This is a genomic window from Sutcliffiella horikoshii, assembly GCF_020524325.1.
Taxonomy (GTDB): domain Bacteria; phylum Bacillota; class Bacilli; order Bacillales; family Bacillaceae_I; genus Sutcliffiella_A; species Sutcliffiella_A horikoshii_D.
Map to the genome: position 1 here is coordinate 255,144 of NZ_JAIVKY010000006.1, position 18,279 is coordinate 273,422.

The window sequence follows — 18,279 nt, forward strand, 5'->3', positions numbered from 1 at the left end:
TCAAAATACCTCCTTTTATTTTGTATGAGATTTATTTTCGTGTCTTCTTTTTACTAAGCACAAAATAACCGATGACCACTAAAAAGATAGACAGTCCTGAAAGTACAAGGCATCCATGTAATACATTGATTTTTGCGTTATCCATCACAATAGATAGTTCACCGTTTATAACTTTAGGAAAATCAAAGTATGTGAATGGAAGTAAATGAGCTATGTCCATCCCTATTTTAGTTGTGGCGTAATATCCAGAGACGTTAAAAAGGATAGAAACCGAAAAAACGGTCAATGCATTGTTTATAAAAATCGACAAAACCATGGTAAGTGCCAGGACAAAAAGTAAGCATAAAACAAACAAGATTATACTGTAGATAAGGTACTCCCCTAAAGTGATGAAATGATAGCCATTTCCACTTGAAATCAAGCCAGAGTAGTTGGAAGAATTCACGATGTCTTCATGGTTATAATATAAAATCGGGTAAAACCAATCCCCAAAACGATTGAATAAGCTTCCAAACAAAATAATGATTAAAAATAACCCTAACCCAGTGAAAATCGATAAAATACTATTTGTCATTATTTTTCCTAAGAAAAGGCTACTTAACGTTAGTGGTTGCGTTTGTAATAAATGTAACGTTTGTTTTTTTCCTCTCTCTGAAGCCAAGCCCCCTCCAAACAAGAAGAAACATAAGAGAATAGGAATAAAGTAAAGATAGTACTTGTTAAATAAATATAAAGAAAACAGACCGCTACTATCTAGTTTTCTATTTTCTTCTTTGAATGTCTGATGGAGTTCCTCATCTGAAAATTGATGATAGATGGTCGGGATAAAGGTACCTGTAAAAATAGGTTGAATATTGTTTTTCATCAACCATTCCTTTTCTGTAATACTGGCTTCCACAGTGAATTTTCCGAGAGTATCCATTCTGTTATCCAGATAAAAACCACCTGTATCTATCTCTCCAGCTGCAGTATGATTATCAAAGAGTTGATAATGATAAAATGCTGTCCAATTTTTTTGTTCGTATTCCTTAGCTGCTTCTATACCTTTTTCTCTTCTCTCTTTAAAGAAATCGATGGATTTATAGACATCAGCAATGAGGTCATCGTATATCGTTTCTCCTGATTGCTTTTTTACATCTTCGTACCTATCTATGGATTCTTCAGAAAGTGCAATCAAATTTTCTGTTTCTTCCATCTTTGATAAATCTTCTAGATACTGTGTTTCTTGGTCACTAGATTGTTGAAAAAGAATAAAATAACTAACCGTCACAAATAACAATAATAAAATATTGATCTGTACATACAGCTTTTTTCTAATTACTTTTCTCCCTTCAAAAAACATTAACCTATTTAAAATCGATCCATTTTTACTCTTAAAAGGTTGAATGTGGGAAGACTGTTGGAAGAACGACAAAATTCTTATTTCAGGATTAAAATTTGCACAAAGTATCAGTATCGAACCCCAGATAATCGATACACAGGGATAAATCCAATCATCTCCAGTAGGTATGGTCGCTGATAAAGCGGAAATACGAAAGAGTTGAAACGGATTTCCTATTACCTGCAACGGGTCATTAAGTTCCGTTAAACTATAACCTACCATGATAATAAAAGAAGTTAGTATAATTGTTATAAACGTATTTTTTAGTAAGCTACTTAAAATCGTTACCACTGCAAAAAGAAAAATAGCCGCACTGACAAAGAAGATAGTGATTCTAATAATGTAAGTAATGACTGGTAGTATATAGAAAGTTTGGGTATCTTGTAACAAAATCGGATATTGTCCACTAAAGGAGTAATCCGTAAAAATAGTAGTAACGGCTATTCCAACAACGATGAATAAAGCCGTGAAGATTAAGGTGGCACATAACAGACTAATATATTTGGAAATTAGCAACTCCCACTTTCTTATCGGTTGAGTTTGTAAAGTCAACCATGTTCGTTGCTCCCTCTCACTAGTGTATATATTCCCAAATAGCAACATCAATACAAAAAGGCCAGCTAAACTGAATGCCGAGTCACTTAATTCCTTTACGATTAAATGGGGAGAAACAGGATACTCTTCATCTTCATAGCTAAGATTGTGTGAAATAAACCACTCTGCTATAGCTTTTTCCATGCTTAATTCTTGCCCGGTTAAGATAGGGAAAGTTTCTCCATATGCTTCGTATTGCTCTACCAATTCTAGAAACGAATGCTTTAATGGGTAAACATTTTCCCATTCTTCTCTTTCCATCACTCTATTTAACTGCATTAATATTAAGTTCATTTCTTTTGTAAGGTTTAATTGATTTTGTTGAATTTCTTGTAGCTCCTGTTGCCTATCTAATTCTGAAAGATCCCTTTGGACTCCATTGACAATTTCTTGGTGTAATATTAGTTCCTCTTGTGCTCTTTCCATCATTTCCTCTTGTTCATTAGCGTTGGATTGAAAGATAGCTACGGTACAAAGTAGGCAAATAATAGATACCCAGAGGAATTTCTTTTGTCTCCATAATTTTTTTAGCTCAAATAGGAATATCTTCATGGTCTGCATCCTTTTCTCCAAAGATATTTTGATAACGGTCCTCTGAGCCAAAAATTATTTTTTCCATTTCAACTATCTTAGTCCCACTTTGCATAAGCAAAGACAGAGGAATATGTAGGGGAGTGTCTTTCAGGAACAGGGAGATTTTCTGGTTTGATATAATTTCTACTTCATATAATTCCTTAGTTAATTGCTTATGTGCATCTGAAACGTCATTTACAGTAAGGTGGTAACATATCCTTTCATATTGGGAGATATCTTCTTTTATAATTGCTCCCTTTTTCAGGAATAAAATTTCTGAGGTAATTCGGTCAATCTCCGATAAATTATGAGAGGATAATAGAACAGAGGTGCCTTCTTTATGTAACTCTAACAACAGGTTGCGCACTTTAATGGCACTTGTGGGGTCAAGTCCATTCAATGGTTCATCCAATATTAACAATTTGGGCTTATTGAGGATTGCCATTGCGAGTAGAAGGTGTTGCTTCATACCTAAGGAATATTTACCAATACGTTTATTCAAGTATCTAGTAATACCAATGCGCTCTGCGGTTTCTACAATTTGGCTTTTAGATAAAGACTGTACATCCGCAATAAATTGCATGTGATCATATCCAGTTAAATAGTCATATAAAACGGTATTGTCTTGCATGAAAGAAACCTCTCTAAATAGACTCACATCAGTATTTTCTTTATCTAAAATGCTTATTTCTCCACTATCTGCTCGTTGTAGATTGGTGATGATACTTAGTAGGGTTGATTTACCCGAACCATTTGGGCCAACTAAAGCGATAATAGACGGGCGCTCGATTTTAAACGTAACCTCTTTTAGAATCTTTTCTTTTCCGAATGATTTATTTACGTTATCGACTGTAAGTATCATGTGTGTAGTCTCCCTCGTATTTTTTATAAGAAGTGGCTTTTATGTATAATAATTTTACACTATTTATTTATTTTATATGTAATAAAGGCGGTCCTTAGGCATTAGTGGATAACAAACAATTATCAATAACCATTTTGCTCACCGTTGTAGAATCATTTCAGAAGCTGATATGGCCAGGAAATGAAACCAGCTCAAACTTACTTTTATCTACTTTTGCTTATTCATTAATCCTCCCGATTGCTTAATTCCAATTATTTCATAATATAAAAATTCCTACAATATGAAATTCTCTTTGGCCACGACAAAAATGGCGCTGATCCTTGTTACTGGATCGCGCCCGTTTCTTGAATAACAGATATCTTCACTGTTATAAAATCCCTTCATTTAATCTCTCTAATTCCTCATCAATTCTTACTAAATCTATCCTTTCAAAAAGTGGTTTAATTTCTTTAAGGGACAGGGAAGAAATTTCAATTTCCTCCCATTTAAGTTCATTTAATCCTAACATTTCTTTAACATTTTCACTTGAAAAAGGAAGAAAAGGATTTAATAGCTGTGTAAGATTTGAAATTATATAGATACAATTTGCCATTGTATTATCACATAAGGGTTTTTCTTCTTTAATTTGAATCCATGGCTTCTGCTCATCAAAATATTTATTAGCATAACGCACAAATTCAAAGATAATCTCTAAGGATTTTTTAAAATGGGCATTCATAACTAGTGAGCCAACTTCTTTATATAGTTGACCAATCTTAGCCTTTATTTCTAAATTAATCTTACCTTCTGGTGTTTTACCTTCATAAGATTTTTCGATGAACTTTAACGTGCGATTGACAAAATTACCATATGCACCTAGTAATTCACTGTTATGACTATATACAAATTCACGCCATGAAAAATCAGTATCTCGATTTTCAGGTGCATTGATTGTTAGAAAATACCTAATAGAGTCAGCATCATATCTCTCTAAAATATATGGGACCCAGACAGCCCAATTTTGACTCGTCGATAACTTCCGCTTTTCAAGGGTTAAATACTCATTGGAAATAATGTGTGTTGGTAAAGCAGGATTATTGATACCCATCAGAATAGATGGCCAAATGACCGTATGGAATGGAATGTTATCCTTCCCATGAATGTAATAGGAAATGGTTTCACTATTCCACCAATCTTCTATATTTTCGTTATGTTGCTTCGACCATTCTATACTTGCTGTTAAATAGCCTGCAACTGCTTCAATCCACACATAAATTTTCTTACCTTCAAAACCTGCTATGGGAACCTCAACACCATGCGGCAAGTCACGTGTAACTGCTCGGTCAGGTACACCCTCTTTTAAATATCTTGTTGTTAAAGAAATCGCATTTTCACGCCACCTATTTCCCCTTCGCGCGGTCTCCACAAAGGTTTCTAATTTTTTTTGGAATTGACTAAACGAGAAATAAAAATGCTCCGTTTCTTTAATGGTGGGCTGGTTCCCACAGATTTTACAACGCTTATCGATTAAATCAAGAGGATCTAAAATGGCAGAACAATTATCACATTGGTCTCCCCTTGCTTTCGCACCGCAATTCGGACAAATCCCTTCTACGAACCGATCTGGTAAAAATTGATGATCCGTTTCACAATAAGCCTGCTCAATCGTCTTTTTGTATAGATAACCATTTTCAAGAAGCTTTGAAAAAATAACCTGTACAGACTTATGATGATGTATGGCATCTGTACGGGTGTACAAATCATAAGTGAAACCTAGCTTTTGAAAACACTCTACAAATTCTTGATGGTAACGGTTGGCAATTGATTCAGTTGTCGTATTTTCTTGATTTGCTCGTATAGATATGGGTGTTCCATTACAGTCACTACCTGAAACATAAAGTACTGCTTCTCCTTTCTGTCTGTAATACCTTGCTAAAATATCTCCTGGCAATAAAGCTGCTATATGCCCTAAATGCAGTGATCCATTAGCATATGGCCATGCTCCTCCTATAAAAATGGTCATATTCTTCTTCCTCCTTAATAAAATCAAAAAAACCCCGCCCATAGACAAATTAATTGCCTAAGGACGAGGTATATCTCGTGTTACCACCTTTATTTACTAATAATTCACATTATCAGCCTCAATAAGTACGGAGTGAGTGTTTCACTCTTATACTTTGACATTTATAACGAGTGCCAAATCTCGTCAAGGTCTATTTCAATAACTGAAAGTCGACTTTGCTGCTCAAAGGCCATTTTCAATCAACTATTTTCTGCTTCTTTTCAGCTACCGAAGCTCTCTGTAAGAAAATGATGGTTGACTTACTTTCCTCATCATCGCGTTTCAAATATATTTTCCTTATTATTACACAAAAATTATAAATTTAAAAGCAACGTAAGAGGTAATTATTAAAATTTTCTTCAAATAAATGACCTATTCAATAAAAATAGATGATCCAGAAATGCGCCCGATTATGGAATGAGTCTAAGGAAAATATATGAGGTGTCAAATGAAAAGATAACCCAAGATTCTCCTAGTTCTTAAAACGTTTGTTTCTATCACAAACTTTATATAAATTTAATACTAATTACATCGTACTTCCTCTTTTTTTAGGATGATTTTTTGAGCATTCTTTGATTTTGTTGAAACTATTACCCATTTATTGTTCTCGTTTTTAATTGTCTGAAGTATATTGTTCCCTTCGTTGTTCTTGTATAATACGTATCCTTGTAATTGGTTCTTTTTAATAAGTAAATATTTTTGTCCATAAAATTCACCATCAAATAATTCAATTAAAGAAGATAGACTTTTCTTGTTCTTTAAATCTCTTCCTAATTTATCAACTTCACGAACAGTATATTCATCGTATAGAGATAAGTTTAAATGGTAACTACTCAATAAATCCTTTTTGATCTCCTTATAATACTTATTGTAGACTTCAACTATTTTCTTTTGACATTCAGTATAGTCATTATTTGCATAAATGAAACCACTCTCGAAATATAGACCCGATAGTATAATTGTTAAGACTATTAGTTTTTTCAATAAAGACACCCTTTCTTCATTTGTAAATCTTTTATATAATTAGTATAAAATGAAAAAATATACAAATTAATCAATTTCATAAGTAAAAAAGAAGGAAATTGAATTCTTTTGAAGAATTGTAATCTTGAAACTAAAAAAGGAGTGGTTAATATAAAAAAATTTGTTTTAATTGTCTTGCTTTCCGTTTTATCCTTTGGAAATGTTAATAGCGTTAAAGCTGCTACTCAAGTTGGTGCAACTGGTACCCAAAATTTTAGTTATTCAGTGTTTAGCTGTACATCAAATACCAAGCTTTATATTCATACTAATACTAATCTAAGTAGGGTCATGTGGGCTTACGGTGAAACAAAATGTAATCCAAAAAACCAAAATGAGTTATTCCCTTTAAACAAATTAGTCATTTCAACAAGTGTTTACAAGAATGATATATTACAGAATCTACCTCGTGTTACTGAGAATATTAATAAGAATAGCATTTGGGTAGACTCGTACCAAACGCCTTATTCTGGGGGAGCATACTGGAGAGGTCAATCTTCGGTGACATTAGAAGATGCTGGATATGCTTCAAGAACTTATACCACTAGAACCATTGATACTAGATTAAATTAGTATTAAAGGATAGCAAATAGATAATCTTATATTTGAAATAAATAAAACAGGAGCTACATAATGTTCCTGTTTTATTTAATTAGGAGTTGCTTATGAAAAGAATCCCACTTTTTTTGCTTATTTCTTCTATTTTTTTATTAATCAGTTGCAATACTTCTAATCAAACTTTGAAACAAGAACAACAGTATTCTAAAAAAGTAGAAGAAAATACATTAGATATATTTAATCTCAATGGAGGTTTCGAGCTTTCTCTAAAAGAAAATAATTCTCTTACAGAAAAGAATTTAACATTTATAATAAATGAAAATAAATTTTCACCTGATGTTGAGTTACTCAATGATTATGAAGTGTCAAGTAAATACAGATTATTTTTCCTTGTGGATTATAACCAAGTAAATGTGAAATATAATGGTGAGTCAAAAGAATCTATAGATATAAACCTTGAACCATATAGTAAAGAATTAATAAATGTTACCTTTGAAGACTTAAAAACAGGTACTCATGATCTTATAATAATGGTAATACGTGAGCCTGATTATTTTGTTGAGGAAAGGGAGTTTATTCCTGGTTCCGGAAGAATTCTAAAAAGAAGAGCAACTCTTATAGTTAAAGAAAACTCTATAGAAACTGTGGATTATCATTATCTTCCGACTACTAACAATGAAATGATCACTGATTCTCCTTTTCTTACAAAAAAAATTAATGAACCATTAAGTAATATAAAAACAAGAGAAAATTATACTCTGAATTTTTATAACCAGAATGAAGACAGTAACTATGCTATTGTCAGTATTCTAAACAATAAACAAGTAAATATAACGTCTCGTTTTATTACAATTAGGGAAACAGGATTGGTGGAAATACCTTTTTCTATACCCTCAATGACATCTGAAACTAAAAACAACTTAAATATTATACTTTTTGAAAGCCCTTTTGAGACTTTAGAAGATGAAGACGGAAACCTATTACAGGTAAATTGGAGAACATACCCGAGTAATTTAATAACAATAAAGAACTAAAATATCTAGCATTTCATAACCAATGTTTTATTAACACAAAATGTCTTTTTAATAATTTTAACTAAAGTCTAATTTCTCACTTATAAGCACGAGAAGCTAGGCTTTTTATATTTGTATTCTCTTACCGTTATAAATCCGAGACTTCCTGACGCTCCCCACATTATTTAACTTTTACTATTTCCAAACTGACTAAATAAACTGCACCGTAAAAACAGGGTTTCTGTGATAGAAGTTCCTCAACAATCTGGCCCGTTTGTTGAATAAGCCATTTTTGTTCTGTCGGTTTACAAACTAATGAAATGAAGAGATTAAGCTATGGCATCTATTAAAAAAACAGGTCTAATCCTTCATAGGATCAAACCTGTTTTTTGATATGTTTCAATCAGTCCCGTTTCGCTTTCGAACGGACTTCTAGTAGTTTGTTTTTGAGGTCGTTCTCCATTTGGACGAGTTCTAGTTCTACTTGGTGGCGCTTTTCTCGGCCTTCTTGTTGGATCTGTAAGGTTTCTTCTAGTGTTTCGATTAGGTTTTCTTGCGTTTTCTTCAGCGTTTCGATGTCGACAAGACCACGTTCATTTTCACGTGCCGCCGAAATTGTGTTTTGTTTAAGCATTTCTGAGTTGCGCAATAACAGTTCATTGGTAGTCTCAGAAACATTTTTCTGTGTATCCACTGCCTTTTGTTGATTGTATAAGGAAACGGCAATAACCAGTTGGTTTTTCCAAAGTGGAATGGCTGTAAGAATGGATGATTGTATTCTCTCCACCAATGTCTGATTGGTATGCTGAATCATCCTGATTTGCGGTGCCATTTGCAGGGTGATTTGGCGGCTGATTTTCAGGTCATGTGTGCGCTTTTGAAGGCGGTCTGCAAATTGCATCATATCACTAACGGCCTGTACATCCATTTGATTATTCGTTTGCCTTGCTTTTTGTTCTAGCTCCGGAATGATGGTCGCTTGAATTTCATCAAATTTATGCTCCGCTGCAGCGATATAAATATTTAATGCCTGGAAGTAATCTTTATTTTTGTCGTATAAAGATTCAAGCATGATATTGTCACGCTGTAAAACCTTTTTAAAGCTTTCGAGTTGATCTGAAATTTTATCGATTTCAAATCCAATTTTACGGTATTTCGCAAATAGTTGTTGAACTGAATTATTAACACTTCCAAAAAGTTTACCAAAAAAACCTTTTTTCTGCGGTTCCAGTTCTCCTGGTTTTACTTCTTTAATCTTTTTCATTAATTCTGAAACTACTTCTCCTACCGGGCCTGCGTCCTTTGCCTGAACATGAGACAATATGGAATTAGAAAAAGTGGACAACTCGTTTTGTGCAGTGACTCCGTAGGATGATATAGCGTGTTGATCATTTGGATCAATTTGTTTAGCAATATCGATGGCTTTCGCTTTGTACTCTTCAGAAAGGGTATCCATTACTTTTTCTTTTTTTGGTTCTGATTGAACCTCATTTGGATCTTGCGTCATCATTTCGTTTTCCATTTTCGGTGTCGAGAATGGATTGCTCAATAAGTCGTTCAATGTATCTTCCTTTACTTGGCTCTTAACCTGATCATTATTTTTCATCGTCACTCACCCCATAAGCTACTTCTTCTCAATTATTCTCTTATCTGTATCAAGCTGTTGATAATTCATAAGTTTGATTTCTGTCGTAAGATTATTCATATCCCCTGACAGTACTGCCATCATCTCTTTTTCCATACTGCGTTCTAATTGTTTTAAGGCACTTTCTGTTTCTCGAAGCGCTTGAGAAACTTCATGAGTCCGCACTGGTTGATTTAATAAGTGCACATATTTTTCAGTGATGATAGCAGAGGAGTCGAGATGATGGTGAAAGAAATTTTGTGCTGTACGATACCGTACCGGTTCCTTTTCCACCATTTTAATGATTTTAGTCGAGATCTTAGATAATTTTGTTATCGTTTGATAAACAAAAATCGAGCGCACGCGAAACCTTGAACTATTAATCTTCCTTGCTTTTTCTTTCGCTTCCTTCAATTGAGCATTAACATATTTTTTCTCTTTTCGTTCTATCTTTTCCAGATCGTTATTAGGAAGCAGTTTTCTTTTCAACGCCCAGTAGCTTCCAAGAAAGCCACCAAATGCGCCAAGGATACCCAGTTGAATTTGATTACCTGTTAAAAGGAATACTATTAAAAAACCGATGGCAGCTAAATTAAACGATAATATGATAATAAAACTTTGCAGTAAAAACCGTTTCATAACTTCACTCCTCACCTTTTTAAAAGGCTTAAAATAAACTATACCTTTCTTACGTATTGAACAATGGAAAGGTTTCAATAAATTATAGTTTTATTATATAGGAAAGAAGTAGGAATACGAAATATTTTATGTATCAGCCAATAGAATAAATGAAAATAGCCCTTGATTATGTTGATATCAAGGGCTTTAAAGTTTATTAAATGCCTATGGAAACATATTTCACTTCCAAATATTCTTCCATTCCGTGATGTCCGCCTTCTCTGCCGATACCACTTTCCTTCAACCCGCCAAAAGGTGCCTGTGCCACAGATGGTGCCCCATCATTAACACCAATAATTCCATAATCAAGCCCTTCTGTAACTCGATAAATCCTCGACATTTTCTCGGTAAATACATACGCAGCCAATCCATAAGGAGAATTGTTAGCTCGCTTGATTGCCTCTTCTTCCTCTTTAAATGTGGTAATTGGTGCAAGAGGACCAAAAGTTTCTTCATTCATGCAAAGCATTTCATCTGTTACACCTGTGATGACTGTCGGCTCCATGAACGTTTTATCTTTCACTTCGCCACCAAAGGCAACAGATGCACCTTTCTCTTTGGCATCGCTTAAATGCTCTTTCACTTTTTCTAAGGCATCTTCATCAATCAGTGGTCCAAGATCCACTCCGCGCTCCATCCCGTTTCCAACTTTAAGTTTAGAAACCTCTTTGACGAAAAGTGAAGTGAATTCTTCCGCTACACTCTCCTGTACATATATTCTATTGGCGCAAATGCATGTCTGGCCGGCATTTCGGAATTTTGATTGAACAAGCCCTTTCGCTGCTTTCTGAAGGTCGGCATCTTCAAAAATGATAAATGGCGCATGCCCGCCAAGCTCCAATGATAGTTTCTTGACTGTATGAGATGCTTGTTCCATTAATTTTTTACCAATTTCCGTAGAGCCTGTAAAGGTAAGCTTTTTCACGTCTTTATGTTTCATTAATGCCTCACCAATAACGGAAGACTTACCAGTGATGACTTGCAGAACCCCTTTTGGGACCCCTGCTTCATCTGCATATTTTGCCAAAAGTAAGGCAGTAAGTGGAGTCTGCCCAGCTGGCTTCACGATTACTGTGCATCCAGCAGCTAGAGCCGGAGCAACTTTCCTAGTAATCATAGCCGCAGGGAAATTCCACGGCGTTATTGCGGCTACAACTCCTACCGGCTGCTTTTGAATCAGAACTCTTTTTTCCTTAGAGGAAGATGGAATGGTCTCTCCGTAGATTCTCTTGCCTTCCTCTTTATACCAATCTACAAAACTGTTCGCATAACCAACCTCTCCCAATGCTTCCCGGAACGGCTTGCCTTGCTCCTTTGTAAGGGTTTCTGCGATAAGCTTTTTATTTTCCTCTAATAAAAGGAACCATTTATTTAAAATATCTGCACGCTCATATGCTGTATAGTTCCTCCATGTTTGAAACGCTACTTCTGCATGTTGGACCACATTTTCCAGTTGATCCTCGGAGATGCTAGGTACCGTACCAATTACTTCGCCAGTTGCAGGATTTGTCACCTCAATTACTTCCTCTGTATTCACCCATTCACCGTTTATGTACATCGAATATTTTTCCATTGTGTACCCTCCAATTAAAAGTTTTCAGGACATTCTCCCTTAATATATTCACTCTTTATGGGACATTCCCTTTATTGAACACAAAAAAACACCATTTAAGGTGTTTTCTGTTCGGCAACTGTAACTGGTTGACGAAATAGTCGTAAACCATATATCAAAATCAATGTTAAAGATAGCATACCAAAAACAATAGCCATCATCTGAAGTCCTATCGTATCAAGGAACAGTCCGGTTCCAAGAAGTACTACTTGGAACAACACACGATCCAGCATATTTCGGAATGAGAAAAAGCGTCCATGGTACTCTTTCGGTATTTTTGTTTGAAAAATGGTTGCTGCAATCGGAAAGAAACATCCAACCGCCAAGCCAAATAACCCAAAAGAAAATAAGGTCATCCATTTAATGTCTGCAAAATACAAACTCAGGTGAGAAATGGCGATAAGTGTAACAAAGAAAAACATTAAAGGTACCATATTGTTATCATTGGAAATGCGCTTTACGGCAAATGCTCCAATCATAAAGCAGACACCTTCAATAGTGTAAATCCAACTTTTAATCGCTTGATCATCTTGGATTTCACTGATGTTGATGACCATAAGGTTAAAGCCGCCTATGAACAAAAATGGGATAAACGTTAGAATTAATACGGTAAGAGCAATCGGCGTTTCCTTTAAAACAGGCAGGACCTCTTTGAAATCCCCTGACTTTTTGTTCTTGCCTTCTATTGAGTCGTTTTGGTTCGGTTCTTCAAAGTTCAGTAAAAAGGTAAGTAAGAATAGTATTCCATAGGCAACCATGGATGCCATATATAAAGAAGATAGACTCATGATGACTAGCATCGCTCCTGCAAGTGCTGTCCCTGCAATTCTAGATACAGTGGATACATTCATATGGACCCCGTTCATTTCTAATAGATCTTTGTCTTTCACAATCAAAGGAATAGATGATTGCAATGCCGGAAAATAAAATGCGGCTGATAACTGAATGGCAATCATGAAGATGATCATAAAGAGAATAGATTGATATTCAATTGCTAGGAACATAAATACTACGCTGATCATCCGACCAAATCCTGAAATTAGCATTACTCGCTTTTTACTTGTTGAGTCGATGATTTTACCGGCTAACGGTCCTACCATCACACCTGCAAGGAGGCCTGCAAATAGAATAAGAGACTTGGCAAAGTCGGAAGGAACCAATGCCTGCATAAACTCCAAGTTTCCAATAATACCAGTCCATAAGCCTAAACCTGCGATAAATTCACCAATTAAAATAATCCATACATTCCGGTTTTTCCACATGATAGTTTCTCCGATCGGTTGTGTTGTTGTAAGAAAACTATACCATGGAATGAATTAATTCGCCACTCGAAATTTCTGTTTAGTCTGTCACAAAGATCTTAATACTAGCGATGAAGACTTCTCTCCTCCTTTTTCCTCGGCACTGAGGTCTTCATAACGTCCATGAGGACTTCTCTACTCTTGTTTCCTTGTCACTGAGGTCTTCATCACAGCGATGAGGACTTCTCTCGGCCCTTTTCCTCGTCACCCAGGTCTTCATCACAGCGATGAGGACTTCTCTCGGCCCTTTTCTACGTCACCCAGGTCTTCATCACAGCGATGAGGACTTCTCTCGGCCCTTTTCCTCGTCACACAGGTCTTCATACCGGCTATGAGGACTTCCCTACTCCTTTTTCCTCGTCACTTAGGTCTTCATTACACTCTTTTTGTTATGTACAACTTTTAAATAAATCCCACTCAAAAACAATAACCATGAAGCCCCCATTGCAAACCCGCCCAATACATCAAGCGGATAGTGTACCCCTAAATAGATTCTGCTAATTCCAATTAGTCCTATTAATACAAAACAAAAAATTATCAATGTATTCCTTAACCAGTTTTTCTTAATCATCCAGTAACACAAGAGTGCGATAGCCCCAAAGAATGCCATAGAGTTCATGGAATGTCCACTAGGATAACTATAAAACCCTGCCTCTACAACATGATCCAAGCTTGGTCTGTCTCTTGAAAAAATCGTCTTTAAAAATGTATTTAGCATTCGCACGCCTACAAGATTAGTCCAAAGGAATAAGGCCAAATACCAGTTTCGTTTGAAAAGAACGAAGACTGTCAGTACAGCAAGTGCTGGGTAGAAAAACAGCCTCGACCCTATATAGGATAAAAAGATAAAAAAACCATCCGTCTCACCTATTCTATAAAGGCTTTCACCAATCATCCTGTCCCAAGATTCCGTTGCTTCTATATTAATCAACAATGCTACCATGAGAAAAATGCAAAAAAGAATACCGCATATTTTAAACAAAGTGTTAGGTTTTATGTAATTATTCATAATGTCGCTCCCAACAAATAAAGGCTAACTCCTGTATCTTAGAGTTAGCCTTAATCCTAGTTTTATAAGCTTTTTAACAATAATTTTTTCAAAAGTGGAAAGAGCACATCTGGTAACTCTTCAATATCCGGAACTAAGATACTATATTTTCCATACATGTTTTGAATGGTTTTTACTTGTCCCTCATCGATTTCACCGTTTGCCAAGAATACGTTGATAACCTCAAGTCCATTTTTCCGTGCTTCCATGACAGCTTGATGGGTATCGACTATCCCGTTCTTTTCGTAGTCCATCGCTGCAGGTTCCCCGTCGGAGAATACGAGTAGGAATTTTTGTTTTTCGCTACGATGTACAAGTCTTTTGGTCATATGTCTGATTGCATAACCATCCCTGTTATCTTCTTCAGGTTCAAGCTGGAGAATCTCAGGGCCTGAAGCAGGTCTGAGACTTGAGTTGAAATCTATCACTGTTTTAAAGTAGTTCGGTTGGCTTGTTTTTGTTGCATCATTCGTATCTTCCCAGAATCCTACCACTTCGTGTGGGACAAACACAGATTTTAACGCTTCATGGAAAAGAGTGATTCCATATTTGGTCTGTTCCATTTTATCGAACATGGACGCCGAGCAATCAACCAATAGGGAGAATACAGCATCAATTTCAATAGAAGGATTATCTTTTTTATAAAACACTCTTGGATTTTCTTCCGTAAACCATGGTAAAAGCTTCTTGCTTAGCCTGCCAAATGGAAGGTCACTTCTTGGCATGATTTTTTTGTGCTCCAACGTTTTCTGTATCAGTTGTTTTAATTTCTTTTGGTAGGTGGAGACAAACAGTTTGTATTCATCATACCCAGCATAATGTTCTGCTGATATCTTCTCTGGACTTAAGAAGACAGGATAGGCGTATTTGTTCTCTTTCCCAAACTCCGCGCCGCTTCCTCCTTCTTTCTTTGTATCATTGAGAACGTCCAGCGCTTCTAGCTTGGAATAATCATTCTTATTCGTCTGCTGACTTTCCCCTTGAACAAAGCCCATTGCTTGATCTCCGTCTTCCCCTTCGCGCATGCCTTCCCCCATTAAATCAGTTTTTGTTCCTTGTTCCATATCGAATTGGAGGAAGCTTTTGTTGTTGCTTTCTGATTCACGGTGCCATGTTGGTAGCTTGTCTTCATGAACATCTTCTTCGTCGTCTTTATTATCCTTTTGTTTTATATCGTCATTTTTCAGTTCGCTTTTTCTTTTCATTTCATCAAAGGTTGGCGTCTCGTCTATTTCAGGCATCTCTGAAAAGTCCGGAAGGAAAAAATAAGTATTAAGCATATCTTTCTCCAAGAGGTCTTCCAATACCTCAACGATGGTTTGGATACTCCCAAAGATTTCCTTCGTATTCTTCGCTTCATAAGATTTAGTAATTTCGTCCCGAAGGAATGGGATAGCTAAATCTAACTCTTCGTTTAATGGAGGTACTTCCTCCAAGGGATTATCAGTAGTCAATAAAAGATACAACAGATTGTAAAGCGCATCTGTCATAATGTTTCTTTCCAAATTGACCGTTAGCTGGCTTCTGAAATATTTTCGATATTCCACTCTTCTCACCAGAAAGGTTTTTGTGGTGCCTGGCCGCTCTCGTTTGCAGAGTTCCTCAAGTCTTATGTCTTCCATCAAGATAAACAATTGTCTGCTAATACTTGATAAGTGTGTTTTTTTCATAAAAGCAAACAGCTGTTTAATCACTTTGTAATCCGTATGTGCAACAGATCCCACACTTCGTAAATACACATCACTTTTCATCCCGTGCAGTTTTTCAAAAGTGGGATGGTTATCCCAAAATAAACTGATAAACATTTTATTCATATATGGGTCGTAGTAGGACTTGAAGGCATATTCCACTTCAAGGTCTTTCTTCTTAGAAAGGGAAGTTGCTAAGTCCGATAACTCCATAAATAGAAAGGAATCAATTTTTTTATCATTAAAAACGATAGGTCTCAAGTTAATCTCCTCATTCAAACAAAGTTTGTGCGATGTTTAAGATAGCGGCTTTTTCTCTATCATCTTCCAACTTTTCAACAATACCACGCTTAATCGCTCTGAGTGGTGGCAAGTATACACTAAGATCGCAAGTGTCTAATAATGCGCGCACAGACGCAGCCTCTTCCGATAGATTTCCGTTTTCAACAAGCGCGATAAGGTCCGCAGATAATGTTACATACTTACTTAGTAGCTTTTCATCTTCCAACTTGGATTGACTTTTCAATACTTGAAGTAAAATTTCTCCCTGCACATATGGTACATCGATAACAACAAATCGATTTTTCAGCGCTTCATTTAATGGTACCGTTCCCACATACCCTTCATTGATGGCAGCGATCACGCCAAAGTCCTGATTTGCTTTGACTACTTCACCTGTAAAAGGATTCGTAATGGTTTTACGGTAGTCTAGTACCCCGTTTAGAATCGGCAAGGTTTCAGGTTTCGCCATATTTATTTCATCTATATATAAGAGGTTTCCTTGTTTCATGGCATTGATTACAGGACCTGGTACAAATTCTATCGTCGCTTTTCCATCATTATTGTGAATCGTCTTAAAGCCAAGTAGTGCTTCAGCATCTAAGTCTACCGAGCAGTTGATACTATGCATCGGTTGATGAAAAATGGAAGATAATGTTTCTGCCAACTTCGTTTTTCCTGAGCCGGTTGGTCCCTTTAAAAGAACGTTCTTCCCCATAGATAAAGCAATGATACAATCAAACAACACATCATCGTCAGCTGATGTATACCCTGCAGCCCCTATAAGGGAGCTGCTACCTTCTTTTTCTTTATTGCTTTTTATCTTTTCTTGAATAGCTGTAGGTAATTGATCTATAGCAAACATGTTTCAGTCTCCTTTTAACTTATTCCCTTTAGTATCCCACAATATGGGCCTAGATATCGTATGATTGAAAAAGGCTGCTGACATTAGATTGTCAACAGCCTAGTACATTATATCAATTATTGTATGTTACTTGAAGTAAAAAGAGTTAGCTTACTTAATGCTATCCACTTCTTGAACTACTTTGTTCTTTCCGGAAACAATCCAGCCACCAACAGCGATACCGATTAAGACAATCCAGAACATCGCTTTAAATAACGGACTGTGCGGGAAGTGGTATGGAAGCACGCCAACACTTGGGTGTGCCAATGTGTACATAGCCAGTTTGAAACCTACCCAACCAACAATCAAAAATGCGGCTGTTTCCAAACTTGGTCTCTCTTTTAACAACTTAACGAACAAGGTAGCAGCAAAACGCATAATAACTACCCCGATAAATCCACCCAGGAAGATAATGATGAATTGACCTCCATCAATACCTCCGATTTGAGGCAGGTTTGTTTTTGGCAACGTCATGGCCAATGCGAAAGCTGCAAGGATAGAGTCTACTGCGAAAGCAATGTCTGCAACTTCAACTTTGAAAACTGTCATCCAAAAACCGGACTGTTTTTTTGGCGAATCAACGGTAGCAGCATGTTCCACTTTTGCCACTGCAAACCGTCGCCATATATGATTGAGTGCGATAAACAGCAAGTATGCGGCACCAATCGCCTGCACCTGCCAAATTGTTACTAAGAATGAAATGGCAAACAAAGAACCAAGTCTGAAGACGAGTGCCCCTGCCAGACCGTAAAATAAAGCCTTTTTACGGGCCTCTTCCGGTAGGTGCTTAACCATAATTGCTAGTACTAGTGCGTTGTCAGCCGCTAATATACCTTCTAGTGCAATCAAGACAAGAAGAACCCAGCCGTATTCCAATAATAATGATAATTCCATGGTTTCCTCTCCTTTTTACATAACAAAAGCCTTTCCCAGAAATAGGTAAAGGCTTTTATTAACACATAAAAGACCTTTACCTAGAACTGTCCAATTTCCAGTTTAGGCAAAGGTCTTGCTAACAACATCAAGGTTGCCGATAAAGCCGGTGCTGATTTATTCAGTCACGTCATGACGGCAATATCGTTCTCATAGCTACTCCCCTTTGA

Annotated in this window: 14 protein-coding genes and 1 other annotated feature; of the genes, 2 read left to right on the forward strand and 12 right to left on the reverse strand. The window is 36.2% G+C overall.

Annotated elements, in window-relative coordinates; translation table 11 throughout:
• Positions 1-31: 31 nt before the first annotated feature.
• The 4 genes from LC091_RS08330 to LC091_RS08345 all read right to left on the reverse strand — a co-directional run bounded on the left by LC091_RS08330 (position 32) and on the right by LC091_RS08345 (position 6,435).
• Positions 32-2,536: an ABC transporter permease gene (locus LC091_RS08330; RefSeq protein WP_319003647.1), complete on the reverse strand. Its 2,505-nt coding sequence runs from the start codon at positions 2,534-2,536 to the stop codon at positions 32-34.
• Complete coding sequence (locus LC091_RS08335; RefSeq protein ID WP_088019138.1) at positions 2,508-3,410, reverse strand: ABC transporter ATP-binding protein; 903 nt, start codon at positions 3,408-3,410, stop codon at positions 2,508-2,510. The genes LC091_RS08330 and LC091_RS08335 overlap by 29 nt, the downstream gene beginning before the upstream one ends.
• Before the next feature lie 367 nt (positions 3,411-3,777).
• The gene (metG, locus tag LC091_RS08340; protein WP_226681564.1) at positions 3,778-5,412 is read right to left on the reverse strand and encodes a methionine--tRNA ligase; all 1,635 of its coding nucleotides are present in this window, start codon (positions 5,410-5,412) and stop codon (positions 3,778-3,780) included.
• Positions 5,413-5,468: 56 nt separating this feature from the next.
• Positions 5,469-5,736, reverse strand: a binding site (T-box leader).
• Between the two features lie 237 nt (positions 5,737-5,973).
• Positions 5,974-6,435: a hypothetical protein gene (locus LC091_RS08345; protein ID WP_226681565.1), complete on the reverse strand. Its 462-nt coding sequence runs from the start codon at positions 6,433-6,435 to the stop codon at positions 5,974-5,976.
• Positions 6,436-6,543: 108 nt separating this feature from the next.
• Between LC091_RS08345 and LC091_RS08350 the strand changes: the two genes are divergently transcribed.
• Positions 6,544-7,044, forward strand: coding sequence for a hypothetical protein (locus LC091_RS08350; RefSeq protein WP_226681566.1), 501 nt, complete (start codon positions 6,544-6,546; stop codon positions 7,042-7,044).
• A 92-nt stretch (positions 7,045-7,136) separates the two neighbouring features.
• Complete coding sequence (locus LC091_RS08355) at positions 7,137-8,063, forward strand: hypothetical protein (RefSeq protein ID WP_226681567.1); 927 nt, start codon at positions 7,137-7,139, stop codon at positions 8,061-8,063.
• A gap of 382 nt (positions 8,064-8,445) precedes the next feature.
• On the opposite strand, the gene LC091_RS08360 is transcribed toward LC091_RS08355, so the two are convergent.
• The 8 genes from LC091_RS08360 to LC091_RS08395 form a co-directional block, all read right to left on the reverse strand.
• Positions 8,446-9,648: a toxic anion resistance protein gene (locus LC091_RS08360; protein WP_226681568.1), complete on the reverse strand. Its 1,203-nt coding sequence runs from the start codon at positions 9,646-9,648 to the stop codon at positions 8,446-8,448.
• An 18-nt stretch (positions 9,649-9,666) separates the two neighbouring features.
• Positions 9,667-10,305: a 5-bromo-4-chloroindolyl phosphate hydrolysis family protein gene (locus LC091_RS08365; protein WP_226681569.1), complete on the reverse strand. Its 639-nt coding sequence runs from the start codon at positions 10,303-10,305 to the stop codon at positions 9,667-9,669.
• Between the two features lie 196 nt (positions 10,306-10,501).
• Entirely contained in the window at positions 10,502-11,917 is a 1,416-nt protein-coding gene (locus LC091_RS08370) for an NAD-dependent succinate-semialdehyde dehydrogenase (protein WP_226681570.1), read from the reverse strand.
• A 95-nt stretch (positions 11,918-12,012) separates the two neighbouring features.
• Positions 12,013-13,218: an MFS transporter gene (locus tag LC091_RS08375; protein ID WP_226681571.1), complete on the reverse strand. Its 1,206-nt coding sequence runs from the start codon at positions 13,216-13,218 to the stop codon at positions 12,013-12,015.
• 403 nt (positions 13,219-13,621) lie between these two features.
• Positions 13,622-14,266 (reverse strand): phosphatase PAP2 family protein, encoded by a 645-nt coding sequence (locus tag LC091_RS08380; RefSeq protein WP_226681572.1) that lies wholly within the window; start codon positions 14,264-14,266, stop codon positions 13,622-13,624.
• Positions 14,267-14,328: 62 nt separating this feature from the next.
• Entirely contained in the window at positions 14,329-16,254 is a 1,926-nt protein-coding gene (locus LC091_RS08385) for a vWA domain-containing protein (protein WP_226681573.1), read from the reverse strand.
• 10 nt (positions 16,255-16,264) lie between these two features.
• A complete protein-coding gene (locus LC091_RS08390; protein WP_226681574.1) occupies positions 16,265-17,137 on the reverse strand; it encodes an ATP-binding protein in 873 nt (290 codons plus the stop codon).
• 150 nt (positions 17,138-17,287) lie between these two features.
• Positions 17,288-18,070 (reverse strand): TerC family protein, encoded by a 783-nt coding sequence (locus LC091_RS08395; RefSeq protein WP_226681575.1) that lies wholly within the window; start codon positions 18,068-18,070, stop codon positions 17,288-17,290.
• Positions 18,071-18,279: the final 209 nt, after the last annotated feature.

What these genes read in the sequence shown, in the direction of transcription:
- LC091_RS08330 (WP_319003647.1), bottom strand. Translation starts at nt 2,536, where the DNA reads ATGCAGACCATGAAGATATTCCTATTTGAGCTAAAAAAATTATGGAGA.
- LC091_RS08335 (WP_088019138.1), bottom strand. Translation starts at nt 3,410, where the DNA reads ATGATACTTACAGTCGATAACGTAAATAAATCATTCGGAAAAGAAAAG.
- metG (WP_226681564.1), bottom strand. Translation starts at nt 5,412, where the DNA reads ATGACCATTTTTATAGGAGGAGCATGGCCATATGCTAATGGATCACTG.
- LC091_RS08355 (WP_226681567.1), top strand. Translation starts at nt 7,137, where the DNA reads ATGAAAAGAATCCCACTTTTTTTGCTTATTTCTTCTATTTTTTTATTA.
- LC091_RS08360 (WP_226681568.1), bottom strand. Translation starts at nt 9,648, where the DNA reads ATGAAAAATAATGATCAGGTTAAGAGCCAAGTAAAGGAAGATACATTG.
- LC091_RS08365 (WP_226681569.1), bottom strand. Translation starts at nt 10,305, where the DNA reads ATGAAACGGTTTTTACTGCAAAGTTTTATTATCATATTATCGTTTAAT.
- LC091_RS08370 (WP_226681570.1), bottom strand. Translation starts at nt 11,917, where the DNA reads ATGGAAAAATATTCGATGTACATAAACGGTGAATGGGTGAATACAGAG.
- LC091_RS08375 (WP_226681571.1), bottom strand. Translation starts at nt 13,218, where the DNA reads ATGTGGAAAAACCGGAATGTATGGATTATTTTAATTGGTGAATTTATC.
- LC091_RS08380 (WP_226681572.1), bottom strand. Translation starts at nt 14,266, where the DNA reads ATGAATAATTACATAAAACCTAACACTTTGTTTAAAATATGCGGTATT.
- LC091_RS08390 (WP_226681574.1), bottom strand. Translation starts at nt 17,137, where the DNA reads ATGTTTGCTATAGATCAATTACCTACAGCTATTCAAGAAAAGATAAAA.
- LC091_RS08395 (WP_226681575.1), bottom strand. Translation starts at nt 18,070, where the DNA reads ATGGAATTATCATTATTATTGGAATACGGCTGGGTTCTTCTTGTCTTG.